This is a genomic window from Companilactobacillus miaonis (assembly GCF_036913615.1).
In the GTDB taxonomy this organism is placed as follows: Bacteria; Bacillota; Bacilli; order Lactobacillales; family Lactobacillaceae; genus Companilactobacillus.
Window position 1 is genome coordinate 99,254 of sequence record NZ_JAYKTX010000009.1, and the last position, 24,927, is coordinate 124,180.

The 24,927-nt window shown below is 35.9% G+C and carries 23 protein-coding genes; 20 read left to right on the forward strand and 3 right to left on the reverse strand.

The annotated features are described in order from the left end of the window. Positions 1–115: 115 nt before the first annotated feature. Positions 116–976 (reverse strand): NAD(P)-dependent oxidoreductase, encoded by an 861-nt coding sequence (locus tag U8521_RS09125; protein ID WP_334352503.1) that lies wholly within the window; start codon positions 974–976, stop codon positions 116–118. A gap of 139 nt (positions 977–1,115) precedes the next feature. Here U8521_RS09125 and U8521_RS09130 point away from each other — a divergent pair, with 139 nt between their 5' ends. From U8521_RS09130 to U8521_RS09185, 12 genes are all read left to right on the forward strand, one after another. Continuing rightward, the gene (locus tag U8521_RS09130; RefSeq protein WP_334352504.1) at positions 1,116–1,967 is read left to right on the forward strand and encodes a YitT family protein; all 852 of its coding nucleotides are present in this window, start codon (positions 1,116–1,118) and stop codon (positions 1,965–1,967) included. A 95-nt stretch (positions 1,968–2,062) separates the two neighbouring features. Next, on the forward strand, positions 2,063–2,650 hold the full coding sequence (locus tag U8521_RS09135; protein WP_334352505.1) for an NAD(P)H-dependent oxidoreductase: 588 nt from the start codon (positions 2,063–2,065) through the stop codon (positions 2,648–2,650). 122 nt (positions 2,651–2,772) lie between these two features. Further along, entirely contained in the window at positions 2,773–4,650 is a 1,878-nt protein-coding gene (locus U8521_RS09140; protein ID WP_334352506.1) for an LTA synthase family protein, read from the forward strand. Between the two features lie 83 nt (positions 4,651–4,733). After that, on the forward strand, positions 4,734–6,620 hold the full coding sequence (locus U8521_RS09145; RefSeq protein ID WP_334352507.1) for an LTA synthase family protein: 1,887 nt from the start codon (positions 4,734–4,736) through the stop codon (positions 6,618–6,620). A 675-nt stretch (positions 6,621–7,295) separates the two neighbouring features. After that, positions 7,296–8,384 carry a DMT family transporter gene (locus U8521_RS09150; protein ID WP_334331852.1) on the forward strand — a complete coding sequence of 363 codons (1,089 nt, stop codon included), beginning with the start codon at positions 7,296–7,298 and terminating at the stop codon, positions 8,382–8,384. Positions 8,385–8,885: 501 nt separating this feature from the next. Next, entirely contained in the window at positions 8,886–9,806 is a 921-nt protein-coding gene (locus U8521_RS09155) for an aldo/keto reductase (RefSeq protein WP_334352508.1), read from the forward strand. Between the two features lie 20 nt (positions 9,807–9,826). Continuing rightward, positions 9,827–10,420, forward strand: a complete 594-nt coding sequence (locus U8521_RS09160) for an NAD-dependent epimerase/dehydratase family protein (protein ID WP_334331850.1) — start codon at positions 9,827–9,829, stop codon at positions 10,418–10,420. A gap of 114 nt (positions 10,421–10,534) precedes the next feature. After that, positions 10,535–10,837 carry a hypothetical protein gene (locus tag U8521_RS09165; RefSeq protein WP_334331849.1) on the forward strand — a complete coding sequence of 101 codons (303 nt, stop codon included), beginning with the start codon at positions 10,535–10,537 and terminating at the stop codon, positions 10,835–10,837. Between the two features lie 127 nt (positions 10,838–10,964). Further along, the gene (locus tag U8521_RS09170) at positions 10,965–12,569 is read left to right on the forward strand and encodes a PTS transporter subunit EIIC (RefSeq protein ID WP_334331848.1); all 1,605 of its coding nucleotides are present in this window, start codon (positions 10,965–10,967) and stop codon (positions 12,567–12,569) included. A gap of 2 nt (positions 12,570–12,571) precedes the next feature. Then, positions 12,572–13,057 carry a PTS sugar transporter subunit IIA gene (locus U8521_RS09175; protein ID WP_334331847.1) on the forward strand — a complete coding sequence of 162 codons (486 nt, stop codon included), beginning with the start codon at positions 12,572–12,574 and terminating at the stop codon, positions 13,055–13,057. Between the two features lie 11 nt (positions 13,058–13,068). Beyond that, positions 13,069–13,497: a helix-turn-helix domain-containing protein gene (locus U8521_RS09180; protein ID WP_334352509.1), complete on the forward strand. Its 429-nt coding sequence runs from the start codon at positions 13,069–13,071 to the stop codon at positions 13,495–13,497. Between the two features lie 10 nt (positions 13,498–13,507). After that, complete coding sequence (locus U8521_RS09185) at positions 13,508–14,269, forward strand: DeoR/GlpR family DNA-binding transcription regulator (RefSeq protein ID WP_334331845.1); 762 nt, start codon at positions 13,508–13,510, stop codon at positions 14,267–14,269. A 73-nt stretch (positions 14,270–14,342) separates the two neighbouring features. Here U8521_RS09185 and U8521_RS09190 read toward each other — a convergent pair whose 3' ends face one another. Both U8521_RS09190 and U8521_RS09195 read right to left on the reverse strand, forming a co-directional pair. Continuing rightward, positions 14,343–15,011, reverse strand: coding sequence for an ABC transporter ATP-binding protein (locus U8521_RS09190; RefSeq protein WP_334352510.1), 669 nt, complete (start codon positions 15,009–15,011; stop codon positions 14,343–14,345). Next, complete coding sequence (locus U8521_RS09195) at positions 15,011–16,042, reverse strand: ABC transporter permease (protein WP_334352511.1); 1,032 nt, start codon at positions 16,040–16,042, stop codon at positions 15,011–15,013. Before U8521_RS09195 ends, U8521_RS09190 begins: the two co-directional genes overlap by 1 nt. A gap of 126 nt (positions 16,043–16,168) precedes the next feature. Between U8521_RS09195 and U8521_RS09200 the strand changes: the two genes are divergently transcribed. From U8521_RS09200 to U8521_RS09235, 8 genes are all read left to right on the forward strand, one after another. Beyond that, a complete protein-coding gene (locus U8521_RS09200; RefSeq protein WP_334331842.1) occupies positions 16,169–16,726 on the forward strand; it encodes a TetR/AcrR family transcriptional regulator in 558 nt (185 codons plus the stop codon). Between the two features lie 104 nt (positions 16,727–16,830). Next, the gene (locus U8521_RS09205) at positions 16,831–18,453 is read left to right on the forward strand and encodes an APC family permease (RefSeq protein WP_334331841.1); all 1,623 of its coding nucleotides are present in this window, start codon (positions 16,831–16,833) and stop codon (positions 18,451–18,453) included. Positions 18,454–19,277: 824 nt separating this feature from the next. Beyond that, positions 19,278–19,877: a M12 family metallo-peptidase gene (locus U8521_RS09210; RefSeq protein WP_334352512.1), complete on the forward strand. Its 600-nt coding sequence runs from the start codon at positions 19,278–19,280 to the stop codon at positions 19,875–19,877. 20 nt (positions 19,878–19,897) lie between these two features. Continuing rightward, positions 19,898–20,689: a hypothetical protein gene (locus U8521_RS09215; protein ID WP_334352513.1), complete on the forward strand. Its 792-nt coding sequence runs from the start codon at positions 19,898–19,900 to the stop codon at positions 20,687–20,689. A gap of 335 nt (positions 20,690–21,024) precedes the next feature. Further along, positions 21,025–21,558: a DUF1836 domain-containing protein gene (locus tag U8521_RS09220; RefSeq protein WP_334331840.1), complete on the forward strand. Its 534-nt coding sequence runs from the start codon at positions 21,025–21,027 to the stop codon at positions 21,556–21,558. Between the two features lie 5 nt (positions 21,559–21,563). Continuing rightward, on the forward strand, positions 21,564–22,412 hold the full coding sequence (locus U8521_RS09225; RefSeq protein ID WP_334352514.1) for a DegV family protein: 849 nt from the start codon (positions 21,564–21,566) through the stop codon (positions 22,410–22,412). Between the two features lie 168 nt (positions 22,413–22,580). Beyond that, positions 22,581–23,066, forward strand: coding sequence for a PH domain-containing protein (locus U8521_RS09230; protein WP_334331838.1), 486 nt, complete (start codon positions 22,581–22,583; stop codon positions 23,064–23,066). Then, positions 23,056–24,474 (forward strand): PH domain-containing protein, encoded by a 1,419-nt coding sequence (locus U8521_RS09235; protein ID WP_334352515.1) that lies wholly within the window; start codon positions 23,056–23,058, stop codon positions 24,472–24,474. Before U8521_RS09230 ends, U8521_RS09235 begins: the two co-directional genes overlap by 11 nt. The last annotated feature ends 453 nt before the right edge of the window (positions 24,475–24,927 follow it).

Sequence of the window (24,927 nt, forward strand, 5' to 3'; positions counted from 1 at the left end):
CGTTCCAGCCAACAGGAGTCAACATATAGCTACGCTTCCCAAATCATCCGCAAAATGCGCGGATAATTCGTGAAGCTAGGCTATCTGCTGACTCCTAACCGTTCGCTTCCACGCTCTACCACCACAACTTAACTAATGCTTGTGTCCCATCATTTCCTAATCCGTTGTCATCAACTAATGTTTCATATAACTTCTTTGCTTCTTTAGTAGCTGGTAAATCTAATCCCATCTTCTCACTTTCATCTAAGGCAATTCTGAGATCTTTTAGAAAATGTTTGGAATAAAATCCGGGTTGAAAGTCGTTTTTGAGGATTCTTGGACCGTAGTTCTCTAAACTCCAGTTGTCGGCGCCACCGCCTTCAAGAGTGTGCAAAACTGCTGGTAGATCTAGTCCAGCTGCTTTGGCATAAACGAACATTTCTGACATTCCGGTCATCGTTCCGGCTATCATAATTTGATTGGCCATTTTGGCGTGTTGGCCGCTGCCATAAGGTCCAAAGTAATGATTTGTTTTGCCAATTATTTTGAAAATTGGTTGTAGGGTCTCAAAAGCTTCTTTTGATCCACCGACCATAATTGTTAATTGACCATTTCTAGCACCTACATCTCCGCCGGAAACTGGAGCATCGAGTGTTTGAACGCCAATTTTTTCAGCAGCTGTACCAATTTTTTTCGCTAAAGTTGGTGTACTAGTTGTCATATCGACGATAATTTTATTTTTAGTTAATCCAGCAAAGATTCCGTTATCTTTGAAGTAGACGTCCTCGACATCTTTTGGAAAACCGACCATCGTGAAAATAATATCTGAATTTTCTGTAACTGTCTTCGGGTCACTATACCATTTTGCACCTTTAGCAATTAATGGTTCGGCTTTGGATTTAGTTCTTGTATAGATATTTACTGAGTAATCGGGTAGAAGATTGTTGATGATTCCGCTACCCATAACGCCTGTACCAATGAAACCAATTTTTTGCATAATAAGTCCTCCAATCACAAATTAATTATATTATACGAAAAATCTTGTCAGTAATGATATGCTTAATCTATTTATTAACAAGCTTTGTTTGCTATAATTCATTTGATATGAATTTATTTAAGAAGAGGGAGGGGAGATTTTGAACTTTATTAAAAACTACTACAAAAGCATTTTTGCCGCATTGTTTTATGGAATTACTTCAGCTCTAGGAATCCAGTTGCTATTACAACCAGCAAAACTTTATACAGCAGGGGTGACAGGTGCCGCCCAGTTGATTGTTAACTTGCTAAATGAATTTGCACATACAAGTACGCCAGTTTATTTTTGGTACGCACTTTTAAATTTGCCACTAGTTATTTTGGCTTGGTTCAAACTAGGTAAAAAGTTTACAATTCTTTCACTAATTTCAATTGTTTCAGCATCACTGTTCATTTCAATCATACCGTTACATCCAATCACTAATGATCCACTATTATCATCCGTATTCGGTGGAATCCTTTCAGGAGCGGGAATTGGACTTTGTTTCCGTTATGGATTTTCTACTGGAGGAACCGATATTATAGCTTTGATCGTACAACGGAGCACCGGTCGGACAGTTGGACAAGTCAGTTTTGCAGTTAATGCTGTGATTATCACCATTGCCGGCTTTGTTTTCGGTTGGGAATTAGCACTTTATACAATTATTTCTATTTATATTACAAATATGGTAATTGATAAAATGTATATTCAACAACAGAAGATTACAGTTACCGTTTATACGCACAAAATTGATGAGATCTCACAAGAATTATTGAAATCACTCAATCGTGGTTTGACGCTGGATTATCATTTGAAAGGTGCCTATTCTGGAGAAGAAATCGGCTCCATAACGATGGTCTTGACGAAGTATCAGTTATTCTTCGCTAAGAAGATTATTTTAAAGGTTGACCCATTAGCCTTTATTAACATTCAACCAACAATGTCGATTGCCGGTAAATTTAACGACAATTAGAATCAAAAACGAAAAAAATATTAACCATTTGTTGAACGGTTTAATTCTCCTAAAAATACTATAATAAAACTAGTGATTAATGAGGAGATTAAACAATGAAGACGATTATTTATACTCATCCGAATGCGGGAAGTTTTAACCATGAAATCTTAAATCGCTTATCGAATTACTTTTCACGTAATGATGAAGAATTCCAAGTAATTGATCTGTACGCTGAAAAGTTTAATCCGGTATTGTCAGAAGATGATTTAGAGATTTATTCACAAGGAAAATCTACCGATTCTATGGTTAAAATGTACCAACGAAGAATCAAGAATTCTAACGAATTAATCTTTATTTTCCCAATTTGGTGGCATAATTTACCTGCTATGTTGAAAGGATTTCTCGACAAAGTAATGTTGAGTGGCTTTGCCTATGATGAGAGTTCAGGTTGGCAAGGACTATTGACCAATATCAAGAAAGTGACCGTTATAACGACATCAACTATTACCAAGGACTACTTAGTAAAAGAATGTGGCGATCCAATTCAGGGAGTCTTTATCAACCGTACTTTAGCTGATATGGGTTTAGATGCTAAACATAGTAATTGGATTCATTTTGGACAGGTTAATACGACGACTGATGAAAAACGTAATGAATTTTTAGATAATGTTGTGAAATTATATAAAAAAGCAAATTCCTAATTGGGATTTGCTTTTTTTAGCCAAAAGTTAAGTCTAAATAAAAAAATATGTAGATATTCATTGAAATAAGTTTAAGATATAATGTAATTATATTGAGGGATATAAATGAGGACGATTTATAAATGCAAAAGAAATTTAATTTTTTAGGATTGTTACAATTTATTTTTATGATAGCCGCGGCTTTTGTAGTCGGGTTTATTTTGAATTTTGCTCAAACTAATGACTTGATTTTTACTAAGCAAATTGTTTTTCAAACAAATGTAAACACTTACATATTAACTGTTATAATTTTATTCTTAATTTATTTAGGTTTGTATGGATTGTTTAATCGCTTCTTTGTTTCTTCAGCAATCTACTTCGTTTTCTTTGCCATCTATGCAATAGCGGATTATTTAAAAGTCAAGTACCGCTCCGAACCAATTTTACCCAGTGATTTGAGCATGTTAAAGAATATCAAAGGCTTACTGTCAATGGTGACACCAAAAATCATCACAATTGTTGTAATATTTTTGATAATTTTGATAGTTATTTTTGGTCTTTTGGAAAAATTTGTTGGGAAAAAAATGCTGCACTTCAATCACATAACTCGATTGATTTTCATTGCTTTAGCAGCTCTAAGCATTGGTAGTTTCTACACTGCAAGTGATGACAACTCAATGACCTATAAAGTGCTCGCCAAAGCAGGCTATACGAATTATGCTTCAAATATCAATCAATCAGCCAATAGCAACGGTCCAATGTTGACCTTTTTGGGTAATATGTACGTTGACGTGATGGACAAGCCAGATGGCTACAGTAAAGAAAAGATGGCCAGTATCGTTAAGAAATATAAAAAAACGGCCAAACAAATTAACCGTAAGCGTTCCAATAATGATTTAAGTAAACAGACCTTAATTTTTGTTTTAAGTGAAAGTTTTTCTGATCCTAGTCGAGTACCTAATATTAAATTGAATCAAGATCCAATTCCTAATATCCGTAACATCAAGCAGAACACCACTTCCGGTTTGATGATGAGTTCTGGATACGGTGGCGGGACAGCCAATATGGAATATATGACTTTAACCGGTCTAGCGTTAAATCAATTTTCCGACTCATTGCAGTCGCCTTACACACAAGTTGTGAATAAGCAGGAAGATCCAATTAATATTGCTAACAGCTTCAAGACAAGTTCCGCTATTCATCCGTTCCATGGTAATTTCTATAATCGTAATTCTGTTTATGAAAAATTTGGAATTAAAACGTTTAAAAACATTGATACGACAGGTTCTTTAAAATTGAAATATACAGATGTCTTGCCACAGATGGAGTATGTTAGTGACCAGTCAGCGTATAAAGATACTTTGGAACAAATTAATTCCGTTAATGGTGGCCAATTTATCAATCTAGTCACGATGCAAAACCACATGCCATACACTAACAATTATACGAATAATCCATATAAAGTTAGTGGCAGTGGTGTCAGCGATAGTTCTCGTTCACAAGTGGAAAACTTCTCGCAAAGTTTGAATTATACAGACAGTTCCACTAAGGAATTTTTGGAAGAGTTGGATAAACTTAATAAGCCTGTCACGGTCGTTTGGTATGGTGACCATTTACCAGGTATTTATGACGGTAATGATATTTATAAATACAACGTCCAAGAACATCAGACAGATTACTTTATTTATAGTAATAAGTACGCCCGTGAACATGGTGATGGTACGACTAAGTTAAATGCTAATACTAAGGTTACAGATCCCAATGGCTTTATCCCCTTGGCATTGAAGCAGATGGATCAAAAAGTCACTCCTTACTATGCCTTATTGACTAAGGTTCAAGAAAAAGTTCCGGCTATGGCTAAAAATATTGATGAAGGTACTAACAATTTATACGTTAATGAAAATAGTAAATCAGTTGATAAATTAACTAAGCAGCAACAGAAAATTGTTGACGACTACAAATTAGTTCAATATGACTTGACTGCTGGTAAGGGTTATAGTAAAGCTACTATTAATAAGTAAAAAAAGTCGATCAAATTTATTGGTCGGCTTTTTTGCTATAATAAAAATAATTATTGTAACTTTCTTTACAAAGGGTAATGATTATGCGGAAAAAATTTAAATTCAGTTATTTATTTCAATTAATTTTCATCGTTATATCGGCGTTTCTTGTCGGTTACTTATTAAATTATGCCCAAAATGGGTCGTTTGCTTACAGTGCTAAAACAGTGTTTGAAACTAATTTTCCTATCTACTTTATAACAAGCTTAATACTATTGGTCCTCTACCTAGGCTTGTACGGACTGCTTAATCGATTCTTTTATTCTACAGCCATCTTTTACATTTTCTTTGCTATTTATGGAATTGCTGATCGACTTAAAGTAATGTATCGATCCGAACCAATTTTACCCAGTGATTTAATGTTTCTTAGCAATGCCAAAGAACTTTTGACGATGGTTCAAAAGAAGTTATTGATCATCTCCGTTATAACGATAATCGTTGTGGTATCGTTATGTATAGTTTTAGAAAAACTATTGGGCAAACATTTGTTGCGTTTCAATCCCATCACCCGAATTATTTTGGTCTGCCTAGCGGCTTTGTCATTGGGAAGTTTTTACACTGCCAATCGTCAAGGTTCATTGACTAATCAAGTGTTAACTAAAGCGGGCTACTCACATTTTGATGCTAATATCAATTGGTCAGCCAACAGTAATGGTCCACTAGTAACTTTTTTAGCGAATATGCACATTGATGTAATGGAAAAACCAGTTGATTATAATCGACAAACCATGGATCGCCTAGTTAAGAAATACCAAAAAGTTGCCCAAAGAATTAATCAAAATCGTCCCAACAATAATTTATCCAAGCAGACCTTAGTTTTTGTTTTAAGTGAAAGTTTCTCCGATCCCAGTCGAGTTCCAAATATTAAGCTGAATCAAGAAGTAGCTCCAAATATCAAACAAATAAAGAAGACTAATACTTCAGGATTGATGTTGAGTTCAGGTTACGGTGGGGGAACTGCTAATATGGAATATATGACTTTTACCGGTTTAGCCTACAATCAATTTGCTAAGTCGCTCAATTCACCATATACCCAATTAGTAATTAAACAAGATCACCCAATCAATATTGCTAATAGCTTTAAAACCACTAGTGCAATTCATCCGTATTATGGAAATTTCTATGATCGCGACTCAGTTTATAAGAAGTTTGGCATTCAAAGTTTCCGCAATATCAATTCAACCGGCAAAGAGGGCTTGAAGTATACAGCCACTGCCGACGGTGGTCAGTATGTTAGTGATGAATCTTCATATAACGATGCTCTGTGGCAAATCGACCAAACAAAGGGTGGACAATTTATCAATCTAGTCACGATGCAAAACCACATGCCGTATACGACGCAATATTCTGACAACCAATTTAAGGCCACTGGCAAAGGAGCAGGAAAAAACCTCCAACAAGTAGCTAATTTTTCCAAAGGTCTTAATATCACCGATACTGCAACGAAAGCCTTCTTAGACAAAATTGATAAGATGAAGAAACCGATCACAGTTGTTTGGTACGGTGACCATTTGCCAGGTATCTATGACGGCAATAGCATGACCAAGTACAACGTTGCTCAACATGAGACTGATTACTTCATCTATAGCAATAAGTACGCTCGCCAACACAATTACGGAACAAAGAAATTGACCGATTCGACCCAAGTAGTCGATCCCAACGGCTTTATCCCTTTGGCACTGAAACAAATGAAACAAAAAGTAACTCCTTACTATGCTTTACTGACGAAAGTTCAAGAAGATTTACCAGCAATGGCGAAAAATAGCGTTGGAACTAGCGAGAATTTGTATGTTGATGATCATGGAGTACAAGTAAAATCAAAAGATCTAACCGACAAACAAAAGCAGCTATTACACGATTATCAGTTGATCCAGTACGATTTAACAGCCGGAAAGAATTATTCTAAGAGTAAGATTAATTCTAGAAGATAAATTATAGAGGTAGTTCTTTTGGGGGATGGTTGTCGGATGCCATCTTCCACAACAGCTCTGGAAAATTCACAGCTGAATTTCACGTTTTTGCAGTCGTTTATGTGTACTTTGAAGTGGATAAGATTCTATTCGGTATAAACATAAAATTGATTTATAGTCTGGATACGCTAAAATTATTTTTTAATTAGTGAAATTTCATAAAATAATAGAAGACATTACTAGAGGTATAGAAAGTTACAGCAAACTAGTGATGTCTTCTTTTTTGCGTTATTCACATCTCAATTCTAAATAGGGGAAAACAATACAACTATAAAATATCAAGCATTACATATGAATAGAATTAGAGTCCCTAAATGAATGGAAAGCAAATAAACCATAGATCCGTTATTCAGTCCGGAATAGCAAAGCCGATTTGGCTCAGTGGTGAAATTTGACTTGGCGCTTTAGCGCCTAGCCAAAGGTCGAGCTTGGAGACTTTTTCCGGTCTTGAAAAAGGCTTCAAGTCGGCCCACCACGTTCCAGCCAAAATCGGCTTTGCTATGGAGGACGGCATACTTCCCCCCACCAAAGAAAAATAAAAACTTTCGTCTTGGAAACACTTTCATTCAGAGATACCCCAAAATCAGGAGTACACTTAGGATATTCACTAACAAAAAATGGGGATGTAAATAAGTTTTGAATTTAAAAAATTTCTTTTATATATTGATACCAACGTTCTTATTCAGTTCGATGGAGATTGCCTTGAAGATTGCTGGTAATCAATTCAATCCGATTGAATTGAACTTTATCAGATTCTTGATTGGTGGTTTGGCCTTGTTGCCATTCACAATAATGTATTTGAGAAAGCACGAAATCAAATTAAGCAAGTCTGACATCGGCCGAATCGCACTAACAGGATTCGTCATCGTCGTCTTGAGTATGACATTGTATCAAATCTCAATTGGTATGGCTAAAGCTTCAGTTATCGCTATCATGTTGAGTGCCAATCCAATTTTTGGTTTGATCATTGGTTTCGTATTTTTAAGGGAAAAATTATCCAGAACTAACGTTTTAGCATTGGTTTTGACGCTTCTAGGCTTGTTAATTATTATTAATCCATTCCATCTAACCGGTGCAATGGGAATTATCCTAGGTTTGTTATCATCAATTATTTTTGGAATTTACGGCGTCATGTCACGAGTAAATGGAAATAAAATTGGCTTGAACGGTCTGTCAATGACTTGTTTAGCCTTCTTATTCGGTTCAGCTGAATTAGGAGTATTGATGGCCTTGAGTCATTTGCCAATTGCCCAAAATATTCCAAGTAACTTTTCACAATTTGTTAATATTCCATATTTCCAAGGAATCAGCCTTCAAACCTTACCATTGATTCTTTATATTTCAGTCTTAGTTACTGGTGTGGCATTTGGTTTGTACTTCGTTTCAATGGAAAAAGTCGGAATCTTACAAGCTTCATTGATTTTCTTAGTTAAACCAGCATTGGCTCCAGTTTTATCACTTTTGATTTTAGGTGAAGCAATGCAAGTTAATACTATTATTGGAATTGTCGTTATTCTTCTAGGTTCATTAGTTACACTCATGGGCGAAAAAATTGCTTACAGCGTTATGGCAATCTTCAGAAAGAACAATCCTGAAGCACACCAAGATGTCGATGAATTAGCTAAAGTTAAAGAAGAATTAGAAAATGGAGAACGAGCAACTGAAGAAGTTGTTCGTCAAAAATTGGCAGAAAAACGTCAAAGAGAACTACCATCAGAGGATTAGTAGTATGCCGTCCTCCGCAACAAACTCGATTTTGGCTGGAACGTACTGGGCACTATTTTGAGCTTTTGCAGAGTGCGCAAAATCTCAAAACTAGGCCTTTCACTAAACGTTAAAGCGTTAAGAGAAATTTCAGTACTGAGCCAAATCAAGTTTGTTGCTCCGGACTAAATAGTGGTTCTATGTTTTAGTTCTTTCTAATGTTTTAGGAATAATCATTCTATTCGAAGTTTTCTTATGATGATTTAAAAATTAATAAATAGCAGCATCTATTTCTTAATAGTACGTGATAGACTCTTAGGCAGTCTGCGTATGTTAAGAATAGATGCTGTTTTTTTGCTTTGGAGTTAAACAGGATACACAAAATAACCTGTTATCTAATCTGGAGTAACAGCTCTGTGAAAACGGCATCTTACCCCACTATTTTGAACTATAATGGGGTAATTTTTGTCTAATTGAGCTATTATAAAGGTAACGTTTTCAGAATAATAGTGAGGTGATCATATGACTGATTTAATTAAAATTGGTAAAACTAATGTGACCAGCCAGAAGATTGGTCTAGGAACTAATAAGGTTGGTGGACACAATATTTTTCCTAACTTGAAAGATGAAGATGGCTACGCTGTGGTTAAAGAGGCCATTGATAACGGAATGACGACTCTAGATACAGCTTACATGTATGGTTTAGGTCGTTCAGAAGAAATCATCGGTGATGTAATTCAAAATTATGATCGCAAAAACTTAGTTATCGCAACTAAAGCGGCTCAAGTGCCTGGAAATGAAAAGGTGATCGACAATAGTCCAGAGTTTTTGAAAAAGGCAGTTGATGATGCTTTGAAACGCTTGAAGACAGATTATATCGATATCTTTTATATTCATTTTCCGGATGAAAAGACGCCTAAGAATGAGGCAGTTAAGGCTTTAGATGAATTGAAGCAAGCTGGTAAGATTCGGGCTATTGGTGTATCTAATTTTTCACTTGATCAGATCAAAGAAGCGAATAAAGACGGTTTAGTGGATATTGTTGAGGACAATTATAGTTTGTTGCATCGGGATGCGGAAAAAGAATTGTTCCCTTATTTACGGAAAAATCAAATTTCCTTCGTACCTTACTTCCCGCTGGCATCAGGTTTGTTAACGGGAAAGTACGAAATGGCTGATGCCAAGAAATTTAGTCAATACAGCCACGGACAGTTCTGCGATATTATGAGTTCGATTGAAATAGTTCGCAAGATTGCTAACCGTTATGAGGCAACAGTTGCACAAATTGTTTTGGCTTGGTATATGAGAAATCCGGATATTTCAATCGTGATTCCTGGAGCGAGAATTGCTGCACAAGTTGATCAAAATGTGCGTTCACTGGGAATTGCGTTGCGTGATCGGGATTATCATATTATTGATGAAGCGTTTTCTGACATTGATTAATTTAAAGGAAGGGTAAACTTATGACAAAAAGAGTAGTAATTTTTGGTGCAAATGGATTCGTGGGCGGCGAGTTCGCTCAACAATTTTTGGAAGACGATTATGAAGTAACGAGTGTCTCTAGAACTGGTGAACCACTGGGCAATAAGAGTTGGTTCAACAAGGTTGACTGGAAGGTCGGCAATGCTTTATCTAAAGGATTCTGGACCCAATATTTAAAAGGCGCTGATGTGGTTGTCGATACGATCGGTGAATATCGTGAAGATCAAAATGAAAATTTAACTTTTGAAAAAGTTAATTATGAGAGTGCTTTAAATATTGCTGATGCTGCTGAGGAAAATAAAGTTCCTGTCTTTGTTTACATCTCAGCTGACGATATGCCAAATGCTAACAAGCGTTATATACAAACTAAGCGTGACGCCGAAGAGAATTTGAAGAAACGTAATTTCAGAAGCGTTATTATGAGACCAGCAACCATGGTTTCTGACGACGATGCGGTTGATAGCGATGAACCTCACAGAAGTTTACCAGCTAGCATGGTTGTCTTAGCAGCAATCGATGCCGTTGATAATGCAAAAGAAAATGTTACCTTAGGTGTTGAAGATATTGATCAATAGATAATTAAACTAACAGACATGCAAAAAAGTATGTCTGTTTTTTTGACTTTTTACTTGCTATCAAACGCGTTCCATAGAATATAGTGTCTTTTGTCAAAGAAAGGACGTGGAAATATGTTTGAATACTTGCAAATAATTAGTGGAAACAAAACCAAAGTAGGCTATGTCGATTATGCAATTAAAGACAATCTACTTTCAGTAAAATTATTGGATTTACGAACTCGTGAAGTTATTGATGAATATCAGATTGAGCTTTCAAAAATTAGTGATTTTTCAAAAAAATTTTATCGTGGTTGGACAAAAATAGAATTCACTTATCAGAAGTTGAAGTTTGTCTTCTCTTACTCGGGATTTGGTCAATACGATTACTTTGATGATCGGACGATTAATCGGATTTCTCAGTGTATTAATTCTTAAATGCTGAAAAACACTGAAGAAGTTTTCATAAAGGTTAAAAAATCAGTCTACTTGGAATGTTTCCATGCTAGTATAAACAGCGTTAATTAACATTAGGTTACCGGTAACCCTGAAAGAGGGGTTTCTTATGTCAAAGAAAAGTGGCAGTAAAACGTTCGCTGCTTTACAAAATGTTGGTAAAACATTCATGTTACCAATTGCTTTGTTGCCTGTTGCTGGGCTCTTTTTAGGAGTCGGTGCTTCATTTACAGGCGCATCATTTATAAAAATGTATCATCTTGAAGCAATTTTAGGACCAGGAACTTTTTTGAATCGTTTATTAACAATCTTTAATGATTGTGGAAGCGTTATTTTTAATAATCTAGGTCTATTGTTTGCTGTTTCAGTTGCCTTAGGACTTGCAAAGAGTGAAAAGGGTGTTGCAGCTTTGTCAGCGTTAGTAGGTTATTTCATGATGTATGCTACGATGACTAGTGCTATTAAGAATTTTGGTGAATTGTCAAAATTAAGAAAAATTGGTGGCCTACTAACTAATATGCTTGGTTTCACTAATACGATGGATACTGGAGTTTTTGGTGGTATTTTTATCGGTTTGATTTGTGTCTGGTTACATAATAAGTATTACAAAATTAAATTTCCGGATGCTATTTCATTTTTCGGTGGAACACATTTTAGTCCAATTGCCGGTGCTTTAGCTGGTATTGTTGGTGGATTTATCATGGCTTTCTTGTGGCCGTATATTGCTATGGGAATTGCCGGTTTAGGAAACTTGATTGGTAGGGCAGGCTATGTAGGAACTTTCTTCTATGCTTATGTATATCGTGCTTTAATTCCTTTTGGATTACATCATGTTTTCTACTTACCATTTTGGCAAACAGCTGTTGGTGGAACGGCTACAATTGCCGGGAAGTCGGTTGTTGGTGCTCAAAACATTGTCTTCGCCCAACTAGCTGCTGGTTCAAAGATTTCTTGGGAAGCAGCTCGCTATTTTGCATTTGAATTTCCAGTTATGATTGGTGGATTTCCAGCTGCAGCCTTAGCTATGTATCATTGTGCTAAAAAGAATAAGCGTAAGGATGTTAAGGGACTATTGTTGTCTTCTTCATTGACTTCAATTTTAACAGGTATTACTGAACCGCTTGAATTCACAGTTCTATTTGCTTCACCATTACTATTCTGGGGAATTCACTGTGTACTCTTTGCTTTTTCAGCCGTTTTTGTATCCTTATTGAAGGTTGGTGTTGGTTTTACCTTCTCAGGTGGATTATTGGATATGATTTTGTACGGTGTTTTGCCAGGACAAGGTCGGACTAATTGGTTAGCCTTAGTGCCATTAATTTTGTTCTACTTTGCTTTGTACTACTTTGTTTTCAGATTTGCTATTCAAAAGTTCGATTTGAAGACACCAGGTCGAGAAGATGACGAGGAAGAAGCTGTCTTGCATACTAAACAAGATTATGTTGATGAAAAGAAACACATTGAAAGTAATGATGAAATCCCAGCTATGATCGTAGATGGTTTAGGTGGCAAAAAAAATATTAGTACTCTTGAAGCTTGTGCAACTAGATTACGTGTCAGTGTTAAAAATCCCGAAATTGTTAAAAAGAATATCTTGAAATCTACTGGTGCTGTCGGAACTGTTATTCATGGAAATGGTGTCCAAGTTATTTATGGAACAAAGGTTTCAACAATTGGACCAGAAGTTGAAGATTATTTAGGAATTGAGGAATAATTATGAGTTTATTTAGCTTTAATAAGAAGAAAGATTTTTATGCACCGGTAGCTGGAAAATTAGTTGATTTAAAAGCTGTCAATGACGAAGTTTTTGCTAGTGGCGCTATGGGAATGGGTTTTGCTGTCGAACCTAGTGATAACAAGATTTATAGTCCTGTCAATGGCAAAGTTAGTCAGTTATTTCCAACTAAGCATGCAATTGGTATCAATTGTGGAAAAATGGAAATTTTGATTCATGTTGGTATTGATACGGTTGATTTAAAGGGTGCACCCTTTGAAACGTTGGTTAAAGTTGGTGAAAAAATTGATAATGAGACCGTTTTGATGACAGCTGACTTTGAACGAATCAAAGCTGCTAAAAAAGATCCAATCACAATGGTTTTGATTACTAATTCAACTGATGTGGTCAAAAATTTTCATTTAACAAGTAAGTTTGATGAACAAGTCAATCACACTACTAAAATTGCTCAAGTATCTGAAAAGTAAGGAAAGTTTAAATGACGAAATTAGATTATGACTTAAAATTGAAAGTTGTGACTGAATATTTACAAGGAACGGGTTCAATTACGTTGAGTCATAAGTACGGCATTAGTCATTTTAGTGTTTTTAATTGGGTCGATAAGTATCGTCGCTTTGGAAATGCTGGCTTGAAGAGTCGTTATAGCACTCGCAAATATAGTGGCGATTTCAAAATGTACGTTCTAAACTGGAAGAGTGAAAACCATGCCACATATACCCGGACAGCTGCTTTCTTTGACATTAGTAATCCTGGAACTATTGCTAACTGGCAACGTCAATTGCAAGATTTAGGATTATTAGGATTGTATGGTAGAGATTTAGCTGTTTATAAAGAGAAATTGACTGATTTGCAACGTGAAAATGAATTATTAAGAAATGAAAATCAGCAACTTAAAGAAAATTTGTAGGTGGTAACTAATGATTCCAAAAGAAAAACGAGAAGCCCAAATTATGGAATATCTCAAAAAAACGGGTTGGATCTCAACTAAAGAAATCGCCCAAAAATTTAGTATTGCCTTTGATACAGCTAGGCGTGATGTTTTACATTTGACTGCGACTGGTCAAGCAATCAGGGTCCATGGTGGGATGATGATTACTCAAGGTGATGAAGTCCCAGAATTTTTGAATCGTAAGCGAATTTTGTCGCCGGTGAAATCGTCAATGGCAAAGATTGCTGCAAGCTACGTCCATTCCGGAAAATTATATTTCATCGCTGCTTCTACGACTTTAGTTCAGATGTGTGATTTATTAGGGGATGTCGATGCGACAGTTGTCACTCATGGAGTTGATAATGCTCAACATTTGATGGCTAATCAGTTACCAAATGTTGAATTATTAGGTGGATTTGTTGACCGGATCAACCGTTATACGTCGTCATTAGATACGTTGATCCACTTGAATGATTTTGTCTTCGATGCAGTCTTTATCGGCGCTTCCAGAATTACAGATGAAGGTGATATTACCGTTATGGGGAAAGCTGATGCGGCGATTCTTAAAAAGGCTGTTCAACGTGGCAAAAAGATTATTCTCGTTACTCAAAATTATAAATTTACGACTAATAAGACTTCGCCGTACGTGGTCACTAATTGTCAGCAAGTTGATGTTTTAATAACTGATAAACCTTTAGATGAAAAGTATATGAACTATTTTCGTGATAGTGTCGTTTTTCGAACAATATAACAAAAAAAGTTGTCCCAATTAGATTTCGCAATCTATATGCGAATCTATTGGGACAACTTTTTTATTTGCGGAACTATGTTTTTATACGTTTTAGCCTACCATCTTCAATTTGCCAAATAGAATCGACTAGATCGAGCACTCTCTCGTCGTGAGTTACCATTACAGCCGCTTTATTTTGTTGGTGAACAGTCTCTTGAATGATTTTAACGACTTCGTGGCCACGTTTGGAGTCCAGACTGGCGGTTGGTTCGTCGGCGAGAATCAGATCTGGCTGGTTGATAAAAGCTCGAGCAATGGCGACTCGTTGCTTTTCACCACCAGATAGGGCATTAGGATAACTGTTCAATCGGTGTTCTAAGCCTAATTCTTTGAGAATCTTGTCGGAGTCGATTGGTTTCTTGTTAGAGATTTTTTGAATGAATTTCAACTGGTCAGAAATTTTTAAATAGGGAATCAAATCGGAATTTTGAAAGATAAAACCGATTTTATTTAACCGGATGTCGGTCTGCTGCTTTTTAGAAAGTTGACCGATGTCTTGATTGTTTAATAAGACTGAACCAGAAGTTGGACTGAGGAGTGCATCCATAATGGTTAAAAGGGTACTTTTACCAGCTCCACTTGGGCCGACAATGGCCGCAAATTCACCTTGGTTGACGTGAAAATTGATTTCTTTTAAAACTTCGTTGATATTTTGTCCGTCGGGATAATTTTTGATAATATTTTTCAATTCTAAAACTGGCATTAGTTATTACCTCCAATTGCATTGATAGGGTCAACCTTGATAACTTTGATCAACGATAAGAGTGCACTCAATAAAGCGATGACCAAGAACAATACTCCTGTTGCTAGAAAGGTTGAAAAATTTAGACTAAACGGCATTGAGGTGGGCATCTTTAGTTGAATGAAATACGTGATTATTGAAGCAAGGATGATGGCAACACCAGATAAGATTCCCATTTCACTTAAAACATGTTTGACGAGATATGAAGTTTTAGTTCCTAGGGCTTTGAGAGTTCCGAAGTCTCTCATCTTTTGCAGATTAATAATATAGAAGAAAACAGCGAGTACGAACAGAGAAATGACGTACAAGAAGCCGATCATTAAATACAAAGAGCTCTGTTCGGCAGAGTAGCCGGGGATGTTGTCGATTAGGCTTTGCTTAGTTATCACTTGATAACCTGACTTTTTAGTAAGATTTTTCTTCAAAGCAATCGCGTTAAATGAGTTTGGCATCGTAATATTCTGGGCTTGTTTGAAGGTTAAGTAGATAACTGGTGAATGTGAGTATGATTCTTTATCAGTAAAACCAGCGATGATGAAAGTTTTGTTGGTGTTAGAATCTTTGAACTTATCACCGATTTTGTATCCGCTAGCTTGTAATTTGGAACTAGCGTAAACTTTTTTTCCACTTTGATTTTTGGGAGCCAGAAAGCTATTTTTGTCAGTAATGAAGTAGGCAATATCAGTCTTCTTATCCTTATTAGCAGCTTTTTGAATCGTTGCCTGCGTGATACTTAACTTAGCAGCGTTACTGGATTTAAATTTGTCCCAATCGGAGTTAGTTAAATTTGAACGGTTGAGTCGAGATTGTGAACCTTTTTGTAAAATAAACGTTTTGGCAGAGGTTTCTTTGATGGCTGAACCGCTATCGTTGGCCAATCCATTAGCGAGACCGGTGATAAAAAGTACTAAGAAAACAATTAAAAAGATGATTAAACTTAAAGCACTGAATTTTATTTTTTCATGACGCAATTCTTTAAGGGTTAAAAACATACTATATTCCTCCTTGACTATGGCTATATAATATTAAGAAGATGCTTTTTGAACAATAAACAAAATTAATGGTTTTGTGTTTTAATGCACAGAAAGCAAAAAATTGTGAAGCAAAGGAGGTTCAAAATGAACGAGAATGATCGTCGAACTAAGCGGACTCAGAAATTGATCCGTGAGAGTTTCATTGATTTGATGTCAGTTATGCCGATTGAAGAAATTACGATTCAAAAAATTACTGACAAGGCTGATATTAATCGGCGGACATTTTATCTACATTATGAAGATATTTATGACTTACTCCATAAAACGGAAGACTTTGTGATGGATCATTTCACACAAATAGTTGAGGAATTTGAACCTCCAAGCGAAAAAGAGGATGTTGGACCGAATTTTTTTAAAGTCATAATGTCTTACATTGAAGCAAATCAAAAAATGATTGGGGTTTTATGTCGAAATCCTGATTCAGAATTGATGTCGAAATTGATTCATTTAACGGTTGTTAATGGACAAAGAGTGATTCCGTTTGCTCATCAAGAGGAAGCAGAATACATTCTCAATTACTGTTGCTGGGGCTTAGTTGGCATTTTGCATACAGCAATGCGTAATAATAATTTTGATATTACAGAATTATCAGAATTGGCAAATAAATTGTTAGTATCTACAATCAAAATTGATGAAAAATAAATAATTTAATTAAAGAAAACGTTTTTAGGCACTATGTATATGAAATGAAAAGTGTAAAATATAACATTGTGCTAAATATGTTTAGATAAGTGGGGGCTTATATTATGGATGATCTTGAACCAAAAAAGAACTATATAAGCTGGCCTATTTTAGCCTTAATGGATTTTGTTACTGTAATTGGATTTGACGATTTAACTTATAACTTCCAAAACCAAGGAATGGGTGTTATTACTTCCTGGGTCATTATGCTATTTTTATACGTCATTCCATATTCATTGATGGTTGGACAACTAGGTTCAGTTTTTAACCACGAAGGTGGCGGTTTAACGTCTTGGGTTCGTGGTACGAGTGGTGAATTCTTAGGGTATTTCACAGCTTGGACTTATTGGGCAGCTTCAATTCCTTATGTTGTTGATACTGCTAACTCAATCGTTGTTGGTCTAGGTTGGGCTTACAACGGTAACGCAAGTATGCAAAGTACCATGTCAAACGGCTGGTTTGCCTTCTGGACTTTGATCACTTTCGTTGTTTTCATTTTTGTACAATCTCGTTTCAAGCGTTCACTAGAAGTTTTGAGTACGATCGGTGGAATTGCCATGTTTGGTATGACTGTCTTGTTCGTCTTGATGACTTTTGCTGGACTCGCTAACGGTGGCCACATTGCCACTCAACCAATGAATTGGCATACTATCGTTCCAAAATTTGACTTGCATTACTTAACAACAATTGGTTTGTTGATCTATGCGGTTAATGGAGCTGAACTGATTGCACCATTCGTTACCAAAATGCGTCATCCTAAGCGTGAATTTCCTAAAGCCATGATCATGTTAGCTGTTATGACAGCTTTCTTGACTATTTTTGGATCATTCTCATTAGGTGTCTTCTTCGATGGTTTCAATTTGCCAAATGACTTGAAGATGAACGGTTCATACTATGCTTTCCAAGCTTTAGGTAAGCAATATCATATGGGTAATTTCTTGATGTATGTCTTCGCTTGGACTGAAGTATTTTACTTAGCAGCCTTACTAGCTGTTTTACTTGATGCTATGACTAGAATGTTGATTTCTGATACTGGTGCTAAGTACATGCCTAAGGTTTTACGTAAGACTAATTCCAACGGCTTACCAGTTAATGGTTATTTATTAACTTGTGGTTTGAGTGCTTTCATCATGTTATTAGGTATTTTCTTGCCAAGTATGAACGATATTTTCAACTGGCTATTGAACTTGAACGGAATTATTTCACCAGGTGTAACTTGCTGGATTTTCTTTGCCTTTATTAAAATTAGACAAGATAGTCAAAAATTCCCTTCAGACTACGTTTATATCAAGAACGATAAATTAGCTCTAGCTGTCGGTTGGTGGTGTTTGATCATCACAGCCGTCGCAACAATTTTCGGTATCGGACCTCAAGATGTTTCCTTTGGTACATCAACATGGTGGTACGAATTGATTATTAATTTTGTGGCTATTATCGTCTTGATTGGTTTAGGTGTTGTCTTGCCATATGTAACTCGTCGTGAAGGCAGAAGTACAACTGGTTCAGCTTTTACAAGATTACAATGGACAGGAATTTTGACAGCACTATTCCTAACGATCGTGGCTGACTTAGCTCTAGGTGGTTCAAAGTTTGAACACAATATTTTGGCAATTGTTTTGATTAGTATTATCGGGATTGCTTTAGTAGTTGCGTTTGGATGGAAAGAACATAACTTGAAAGAAGCTTAATAGAGTACTTCTATTGTTTTGATGGTGTTACGATGCCGTCTTCCGCAACAGCTCTGGGAAACGCTGGAACGCTCTGGGCACAACTTGGAGCCAATTCCAGGCCCGGGAATTGTCTCCAAGCTCGGCCTTCTAGTAAGTGCTAAAGCACTAACTAGAATTGGACGGCTGAGCATTTCCCAGAGCTGTTGCTCCAGACTGGATTTCAGATTTTTGCAGTATCTCGGTGAATTCTAGGATTGGATAGATTTCTATTCGAGTTGAGTACTTAACTGTTTTATGGTCTGGATACGTTGTAGTGTTTAATATTTTAATTGATTCAATTTGATGTAAAAAATAGAAGATCCTACAAGAATTGCGGTAAAATTGCTGCGATTCTTGTAGGATCTTTTTCTGTTATTATTTTTTTTAATTAGAAAGGGAAACTTGCGAGGGAAACTTGATAACGTATTAAAGTATCAAATTCCAAATCAGAATAGAATTAATATCCCAAAATAAATGGAAAACAAATAAAAAAAGAATTGTTATTTAGTATGGAGCACAAAACCCGTGATATCAGGTTCTAAATTTCAGCCACAATCTTGGTTATATTGTTTTACTAACACTAGTCGGAATTGCAATGACCGTAGCTTTCGGTTGGCGTGAAAAAGACGTTAAAGAAAGTATTGAATAAGTTTGAAAAAGCAGTTAGGTCATGATTGGCCTAGCTGCTTTTTTGTAAAAAAAAAATACCCAGAATTTACTCAAAATTAACAGAGAATATAAAAAATATCAATAAATAGTTGTTACCATTTCGATAAATATAAAAGGAGTAAAAAATATGCAAAATGAAAATAAAAAATTTTAAAGTGATCAGATTAGGATTATTATTTGGAACATCATTGGGATTGATTTTTGCGCCGATATCGACCGTAAAGGCCTGGAAATATGAAACATATAATACAAAAAATGTTTATGGTGTTACATATCAAAAATATTGGCCAACGTCGAGTCTAACAAATTGGCAAAAGCAACAAATAAATGATGAGATATATAGATGGAGTACAAGCAATAATACGGGCGTTTATACCAAATTAAATATTGGTATTGGGGAAAATCAGTCACAGTCAATTTTAGATTTTTACTATTCACCGCAAGGTGCAAATGGGCCAATGACTGCAGCTACTACATTTTTTGATTTATATGGAAAAAATGTTTCGTTCACATATTCAAATTGGAGTTGTGCAACAGTGCGTGCTTGGGGAAAAGTTTATAATCAGGTGAATGATGCTACCAAAATCGAAGTTTGGGCACACGAAACAGGCCATGGCTTTGGATTGGCGCATAATGATGATCCAGCCTATAGATCAGTGATGAGATCTACCTCTAGAGGAGATTATGACGGCCCCACAGCTAATGATTTAAGCGGAATTAATCATCTTTATTAAAAAAGAGAGGAAGTTATGAATTGAAAAAAAAAGTCATATTTATTTGTTTGATTACTATTTTTACAGCTACAATTTTTATAAAACCTGTAATAAAAAGTAGAACAAATAATCAAAGTGATAGTTTAAAAGTGTCAGAAGTCAAATCAAAAAAAATCAAAAATAAAAGTGCTAAAGAAATTAATGATAGTTTTTACAATCATGAAAGATTAAAACAATGGGTTGAGATGTCATATATTAAAAGTGTTTCGACATTTTCAGAATTGATTGATGTAGGGGAATTGACTTTTAATGGTGAAGTGATCAATCTCCACAGCTTTGTTTACGATAATGTTCCATTTACTATTGCTGATATGAAGATTGCTAATGTTTTAAGGGGAACAGATTTTCAAAAGAACAAAAAGATTAGAGTATTGTTTATGGGAGGAAATATCAAAAAGAAGGATTTATTGGCCCCGGTAGCTAGCAAAAAATTTTTACATTTATCACCAGAAGACATAAATTCTGAAAAAATAGTAACGGTGGAGTATGGGAATATTCGCTTACCAAGGGTTGGAGAAAAATTAGCATTAGTAGTTAGTAAAATGCCCAAAGGGACTGATAATATACCAGGTGAATTCTGGGGAAGTGTCTTTAATGACAAATCAGTCTTTTTTGAAAATAAAGCAGGAGAATACAAGCTGGAACAAACACCATCTTCCATTGGAGGTGGTGGAACCCCTAGATCCGCAAATGATGATTTAGAAAAATCAAAGACCGAGCAGATGAATAAAGGGATGAATCAACTTATCGACCAAGTAGGTAAGAAGAATTAACGAATTAAAAAAATAATAATAAACAGCATCTATTCCAACGTATCCAGACTATAAATTAGTTTAGATACAAGTTCAGAATAGATGTTGTTTTTTATTTTGAATAAGATGGAATAAATAATAAACGACGTTATCTAGTCTGGAGCACAAAACCTGCGCCGCCATTCTCCAGTCCATCACAGTTTTTGTGCGGAAGACGGCATTCAACAACTTACTAACATAAGGAAATACTCCATAGTGTCTTATCATAATCTACATCTAGTTTTAAAAACTAGATTGCACAGTTAAGATAACTATGATAAATTATAATTGTAATTACAAAAAAGGGGTGCTTAATCATGGATGAGTTACAAGAATGGTTAGATAAAATGGAGGATTATCGTTTACCTAGGTTTGAAGATCTTCCAGAACTTAATCTATATCGTGACCAACTATTAACATTGGTTGATAAATATATTGGACCAATTTGGTTGGAAGACGGACCAGTTGTAACAACATCGATGGTTAATAATTATGTTAAAAACGGCTTAATGCCACATCCTGAAAAAAAGCGTTATACACGTGAACATCTAGCATATTTGATTGCTATCACGTTTTTGAAGCAAGTCGTTTCAATCAATGAAATCCAAGCTGGCTTAGAAGTTCAAACTAAATTGAACGGTGGTATTGCCAAAGCTTTTGATTTCTTCTGTGACAAACAAGAACAAGCTTTGAAAATGTTGAATCATCGAGAAAGTGGACAAGTTTTGTCTGAAAAAGGTCAATCCTCCGCTTACCTGATGGTTGAGATGGTCACGATAGCTTTTGCCACAAAGCTGATCACGAAAAAAATTCTCATGATTGAAAACACTAAACAAGACGAAAAGAGTTAATTAATATGGAACAGATCGCTGTATTGGTAGATTCTTGTTGTGATTTACCAAAAGAATATCTTAAAAAAGCTGGTATTTATGAATTACCAATGCAAATTGCCTACCACGATAAAACTTATTTGGACCGTGTTGATATTTCGGCCGAAGAAGTTTACCAAAATTTGCCCGTTGAAATTCCTAAGACTTCACTACCTTCTGGCGAATCAATTCAAAGCACTCTGGATAAAATAGCGCGTGATGGCTATTCACAAATTATTTCTATCTCCGTTTCTTCAGGACTAAGTGGAACTTTCAACTTTTTAAAAGTTTTCTTGGATGAGGATGAGCGCTTTGTAACTAAGTACTTCGACACGAAACAAGTTGCCATCTGCTCGGGGTTAATTGCAATCGGTGCTAAGAACTTAATTGACGCTGGCAAATCTTTGGATGAGGTCGCTGCAGCTGTGGAAAAGATGTGCCAAAATGCAATGGTCTACTTCTGTATTCCAACTTTGACTTACTTGCGAGCAGGAGGGCGAATCAGTGCTGTTACTGCTACAGTTGGAGGAATGTTGAAACTCGCTCCAATCGTAACTTGCACTCCAGAAGGAACTTACACGATTGCTGCTAAAGCTCGCGGAATGAAAAAAGGTCAAAAAATGATGTTAGACTACGCCAAGAAATTTATCAATGACGGTGATAAGTACCTAATTGGTATTGGTCACGGAGCTGATCCAGTTGGCGGACAACACATGTTAGACCTTCTACACGACAATGATATTAAAGGTGAACAAGAATTCACCGAACAAGTTGGCCCAGCATTAGGAGTACACACCGGCCCCGGATTGATAGGAGTCGCTGTCGTAAAAATTTAATTGTATAAATAAAAAAGCAGCACCTATTCTACGTATATAGACTGTAAATCAGTCCAGATACCAACTTAGAATAGATGCTGTTTTTATTTATATGCAATTTTAAACTATGCCTCAATTTGGTCATCAACTTTTCATATGATAAGCTATTACCAATTGGGGGGGAATCAAATGGACAAGATAAAGCGGCTGCCCGCTGATATTAAACAAACGTGGAAAATTAATGCTGTAATTGATTTTGCGATTTGGCTTGTGATTGTGAGTGCCATTTTTATTGGTAGGATTTTTGTACCAACGGGGATGAAAAAAATCTTTTTGATTGTAGGAATTATTATTGCAATCGTCAATTTAGTTTGGTTGATTGCTGAATTACTTTTGATCAATTACCATTGGAATTATTGGACTTACTTTGTGGACGGACGCCAAGTAGAACTGCATCACGGCTATTTTTTTCGCAAGCAGATCGTCATACCAATTGCTCGAGTTCAAAATGTTACTTTAAAGCAGGGACCAATTTTGCGTTTAAAAGACTTGCAAAAAGTTATTGTTGAGACTGCGGCCGGTGCTAGTGAAATCGACGGTTTGAAAACTTCTGAAGCTAACGAGATCAAGGAATTGATCATGGAGTTGGCACGGGAGGCGAAAAATGACCTCTAAACCAAAACGAGTCCATCCAATAGCCTTAATTTTATTTCTGTACCAGTCGATAAAAGGTTCCATTTTTCCATTGATCGTCTTATTCTTTGGATTGCTTAAAACCTTGTCGCTAGTCTATCTGATTGAAATCGTTGTGGGTTTATTAGTATTAGTGTTGGCGGTGACGTTTTTGAATTACTGGACTTTCACTTACCAAGTTTTGTCTAGTGAAATCATCATCCGAAACGGAATTTTTGTGAAAAAAGTCAATCACGTGCCCTTTGATCGGATTCAAAACATCACTAGTAATCAGTGGTTCTTTTTGAAACCATTTGGTTTGGAAGAACTGGAAATAGAAACCGCCGGGCATTCGGAAAAACCCGAGGTCTCTTTGAAGGCTGTGCCGACGACTTTACGAACGAAAATCAATCACTTGCGTAATCATTCTGAAGAAATTGAAGAAGTTAAGCATCAAGATAACAGTTACGCTATTTCGACGGGTGAATTATGGAAGTATTCTGTCACCTCTCCAGCTTTTTTCAGTGGTTTGTTGGCTGTGTTCGCGCTGTATGGAAATTTCCAAAACATGATCGACAAACAAATCACCGCCGGAGTTTCCAATCGTTTAGCACATTTGAATATTTTCTTGATGATATTTTTAGCCATTTTAGTTTTAGTGATTTTTTATTTGATTTCAGTTTTTAAATTATTCGTCCAATATTATCATTTTCGATTGGTTGAAGAAAATGGCCAGTTGAAGATGTCACGGGGATTTTTTAAGACGATTAAAACTAATATTTCGATGAAACGAATTCAAGCAATCGTCATCAGACAGCCACTTTTGCGAAGCGCCTTGAAGATTGCCACAATCCAATTGGTAATTGTTTCAAACTCCAGTGAAGGGGATTCGGAAAAAGATATTGTCGTTATGCCAGTGATTAATGTCAGTGAGATCGATGCCTTTTTCCAACGCTTTTTTCCACAGGTGCCAGTTGAAAAAATTTCTGTTCAAGCTCAAAGAAAAACTTATTTCTACAAATTTAGAAATGCCACGCCATTTGCGTTGGTGACAGTTGCTTTGTTAGTTTGGCTATTGAAATTTTCCCCATGGATTTGTGGAATATTAATCGTTTTGGGATTACTATTTTGGTACGTGCCAGCATATTTGTCCGCCAAGCGGTCGAAAGTTAAGCTTTCTGGCAATTTGCTAGTGATGCAAAGCAATTCTTTGATGACCAAAGAGGTGGCTTACATTCCCAAAACTAGCATTCAAATGTTAGAGAAAAAAGAGAGCATTTGGTTAGAGAAGAAGCACTTATCGGCGATTGATTTGAGTGTTCGTTCGGGCAATTCGGAGCGTAACTTTGCTATTAGTTATCAACCGGTTGCGGATATTTCAGCAGTAAAAGAGTGGTACAAGGAAAGTTGATAATTGACTTCTGTAAATGATTCCAGTTATAATACTTCTGTAATTGAAAAGAGACCAGAGGTGTGCAGACCTCTAGTCTCAATCGTGAGTCTGAATAGATTTTGTTGGTGAGCTAATCCTTGTGATTAGCTTTTTTTATTATCGCGTAAGCAATGGCAAAGTTGATGCTGGCCATTGAAACGGTAAAAATAAAAGCGGCAATCATAGTCTTAACGCAACTCCATCTAGTCGATTTCTCATAGGTACCTCCGTGTCTAAAGAGTAATTGAGAAGTACTGCACTATTCTGCTTTTACGCTCACTCGGTCAATTTAGGAGCGACCTAAAATAAGCATGATCGTAGTTTCATTATAAGTAAGAATCAAATTACTTTCAGTAAAAATAACTGATATTTTTTATTCGTTAACAAAATATAAAAAAGACTGTATTAATTGGTTTTTCCTCCAATTAATAC

Coding starts and splice junctions, on each gene's coding strand:
- U8521_RS09125 (WP_334352503.1), bottom strand. CDS start 976: ATGCAAAAAATTGGTTTCATTGGTACAGGCGTTATGGGTAGCGGAATC.
- U8521_RS09135 (WP_334352505.1), top strand. CDS start 2,063: ATGAAGACGATTATTTATACTCATCCGAATGCGGGAAGTTTTAACCAT.
- U8521_RS09140 (WP_334352506.1), top strand. CDS start 2,773: ATGCAAAAGAAATTTAATTTTTTAGGATTGTTACAATTTATTTTTATG.
- U8521_RS09145 (WP_334352507.1), top strand. CDS start 4,734: ATGCGGAAAAAATTTAAATTCAGTTATTTATTTCAATTAATTTTCATC.
- U8521_RS09155 (WP_334352508.1), top strand. CDS start 8,886: ATGACTGATTTAATTAAAATTGGTAAAACTAATGTGACCAGCCAGAAG.
- U8521_RS09160 (WP_334331850.1), top strand. CDS start 9,827: ATGACAAAAAGAGTAGTAATTTTTGGTGCAAATGGATTCGTGGGCGGC.
- U8521_RS09165 (WP_334331849.1), top strand. CDS start 10,535: ATGTTTGAATACTTGCAAATAATTAGTGGAAACAAAACCAAAGTAGGC.
- U8521_RS09170 (WP_334331848.1), top strand. CDS start 10,965: ATGTCAAAGAAAAGTGGCAGTAAAACGTTCGCTGCTTTACAAAATGTT.
- U8521_RS09175 (WP_334331847.1), top strand. CDS start 12,572: ATGAGTTTATTTAGCTTTAATAAGAAGAAAGATTTTTATGCACCGGTA.
- U8521_RS09180 (WP_334352509.1), top strand. CDS start 13,069: ATGACGAAATTAGATTATGACTTAAAATTGAAAGTTGTGACTGAATAT.
- U8521_RS09185 (WP_334331845.1), top strand. CDS start 13,508: ATGATTCCAAAAGAAAAACGAGAAGCCCAAATTATGGAATATCTCAAA.
- U8521_RS09190 (WP_334352510.1), bottom strand. CDS start 15,011: ATGCCAGTTTTAGAATTGAAAAATATTATCAAAAATTATCCCGACGGA.
- U8521_RS09195 (WP_334352511.1), bottom strand. CDS start 16,042: ATGTTTTTAACCCTTAAAGAATTGCGTCATGAAAAAATAAAATTCAGT.
- U8521_RS09200 (WP_334331842.1), top strand. CDS start 16,169: ATGAACGAGAATGATCGTCGAACTAAGCGGACTCAGAAATTGATCCGT.
- U8521_RS09205 (WP_334331841.1), top strand. CDS start 16,831: ATGGATGATCTTGAACCAAAAAAGAACTATATAAGCTGGCCTATTTTA.
- U8521_RS09210 (WP_334352512.1), top strand. CDS start 19,278: ATGAAAATAAAAAATTTTAAAGTGATCAGATTAGGATTATTATTTGGA.
- U8521_RS09220 (WP_334331840.1), top strand. CDS start 21,025: ATGGATGAGTTACAAGAATGGTTAGATAAAATGGAGGATTATCGTTTA.
- U8521_RS09225 (WP_334352514.1), top strand. CDS start 21,564: ATGGAACAGATCGCTGTATTGGTAGATTCTTGTTGTGATTTACCAAAA.
- U8521_RS09230 (WP_334331838.1), top strand. CDS start 22,581: ATGGACAAGATAAAGCGGCTGCCCGCTGATATTAAACAAACGTGGAAA.
- U8521_RS09235 (WP_334352515.1), top strand. CDS start 23,056: ATGACCTCTAAACCAAAACGAGTCCATCCAATAGCCTTAATTTTATTT.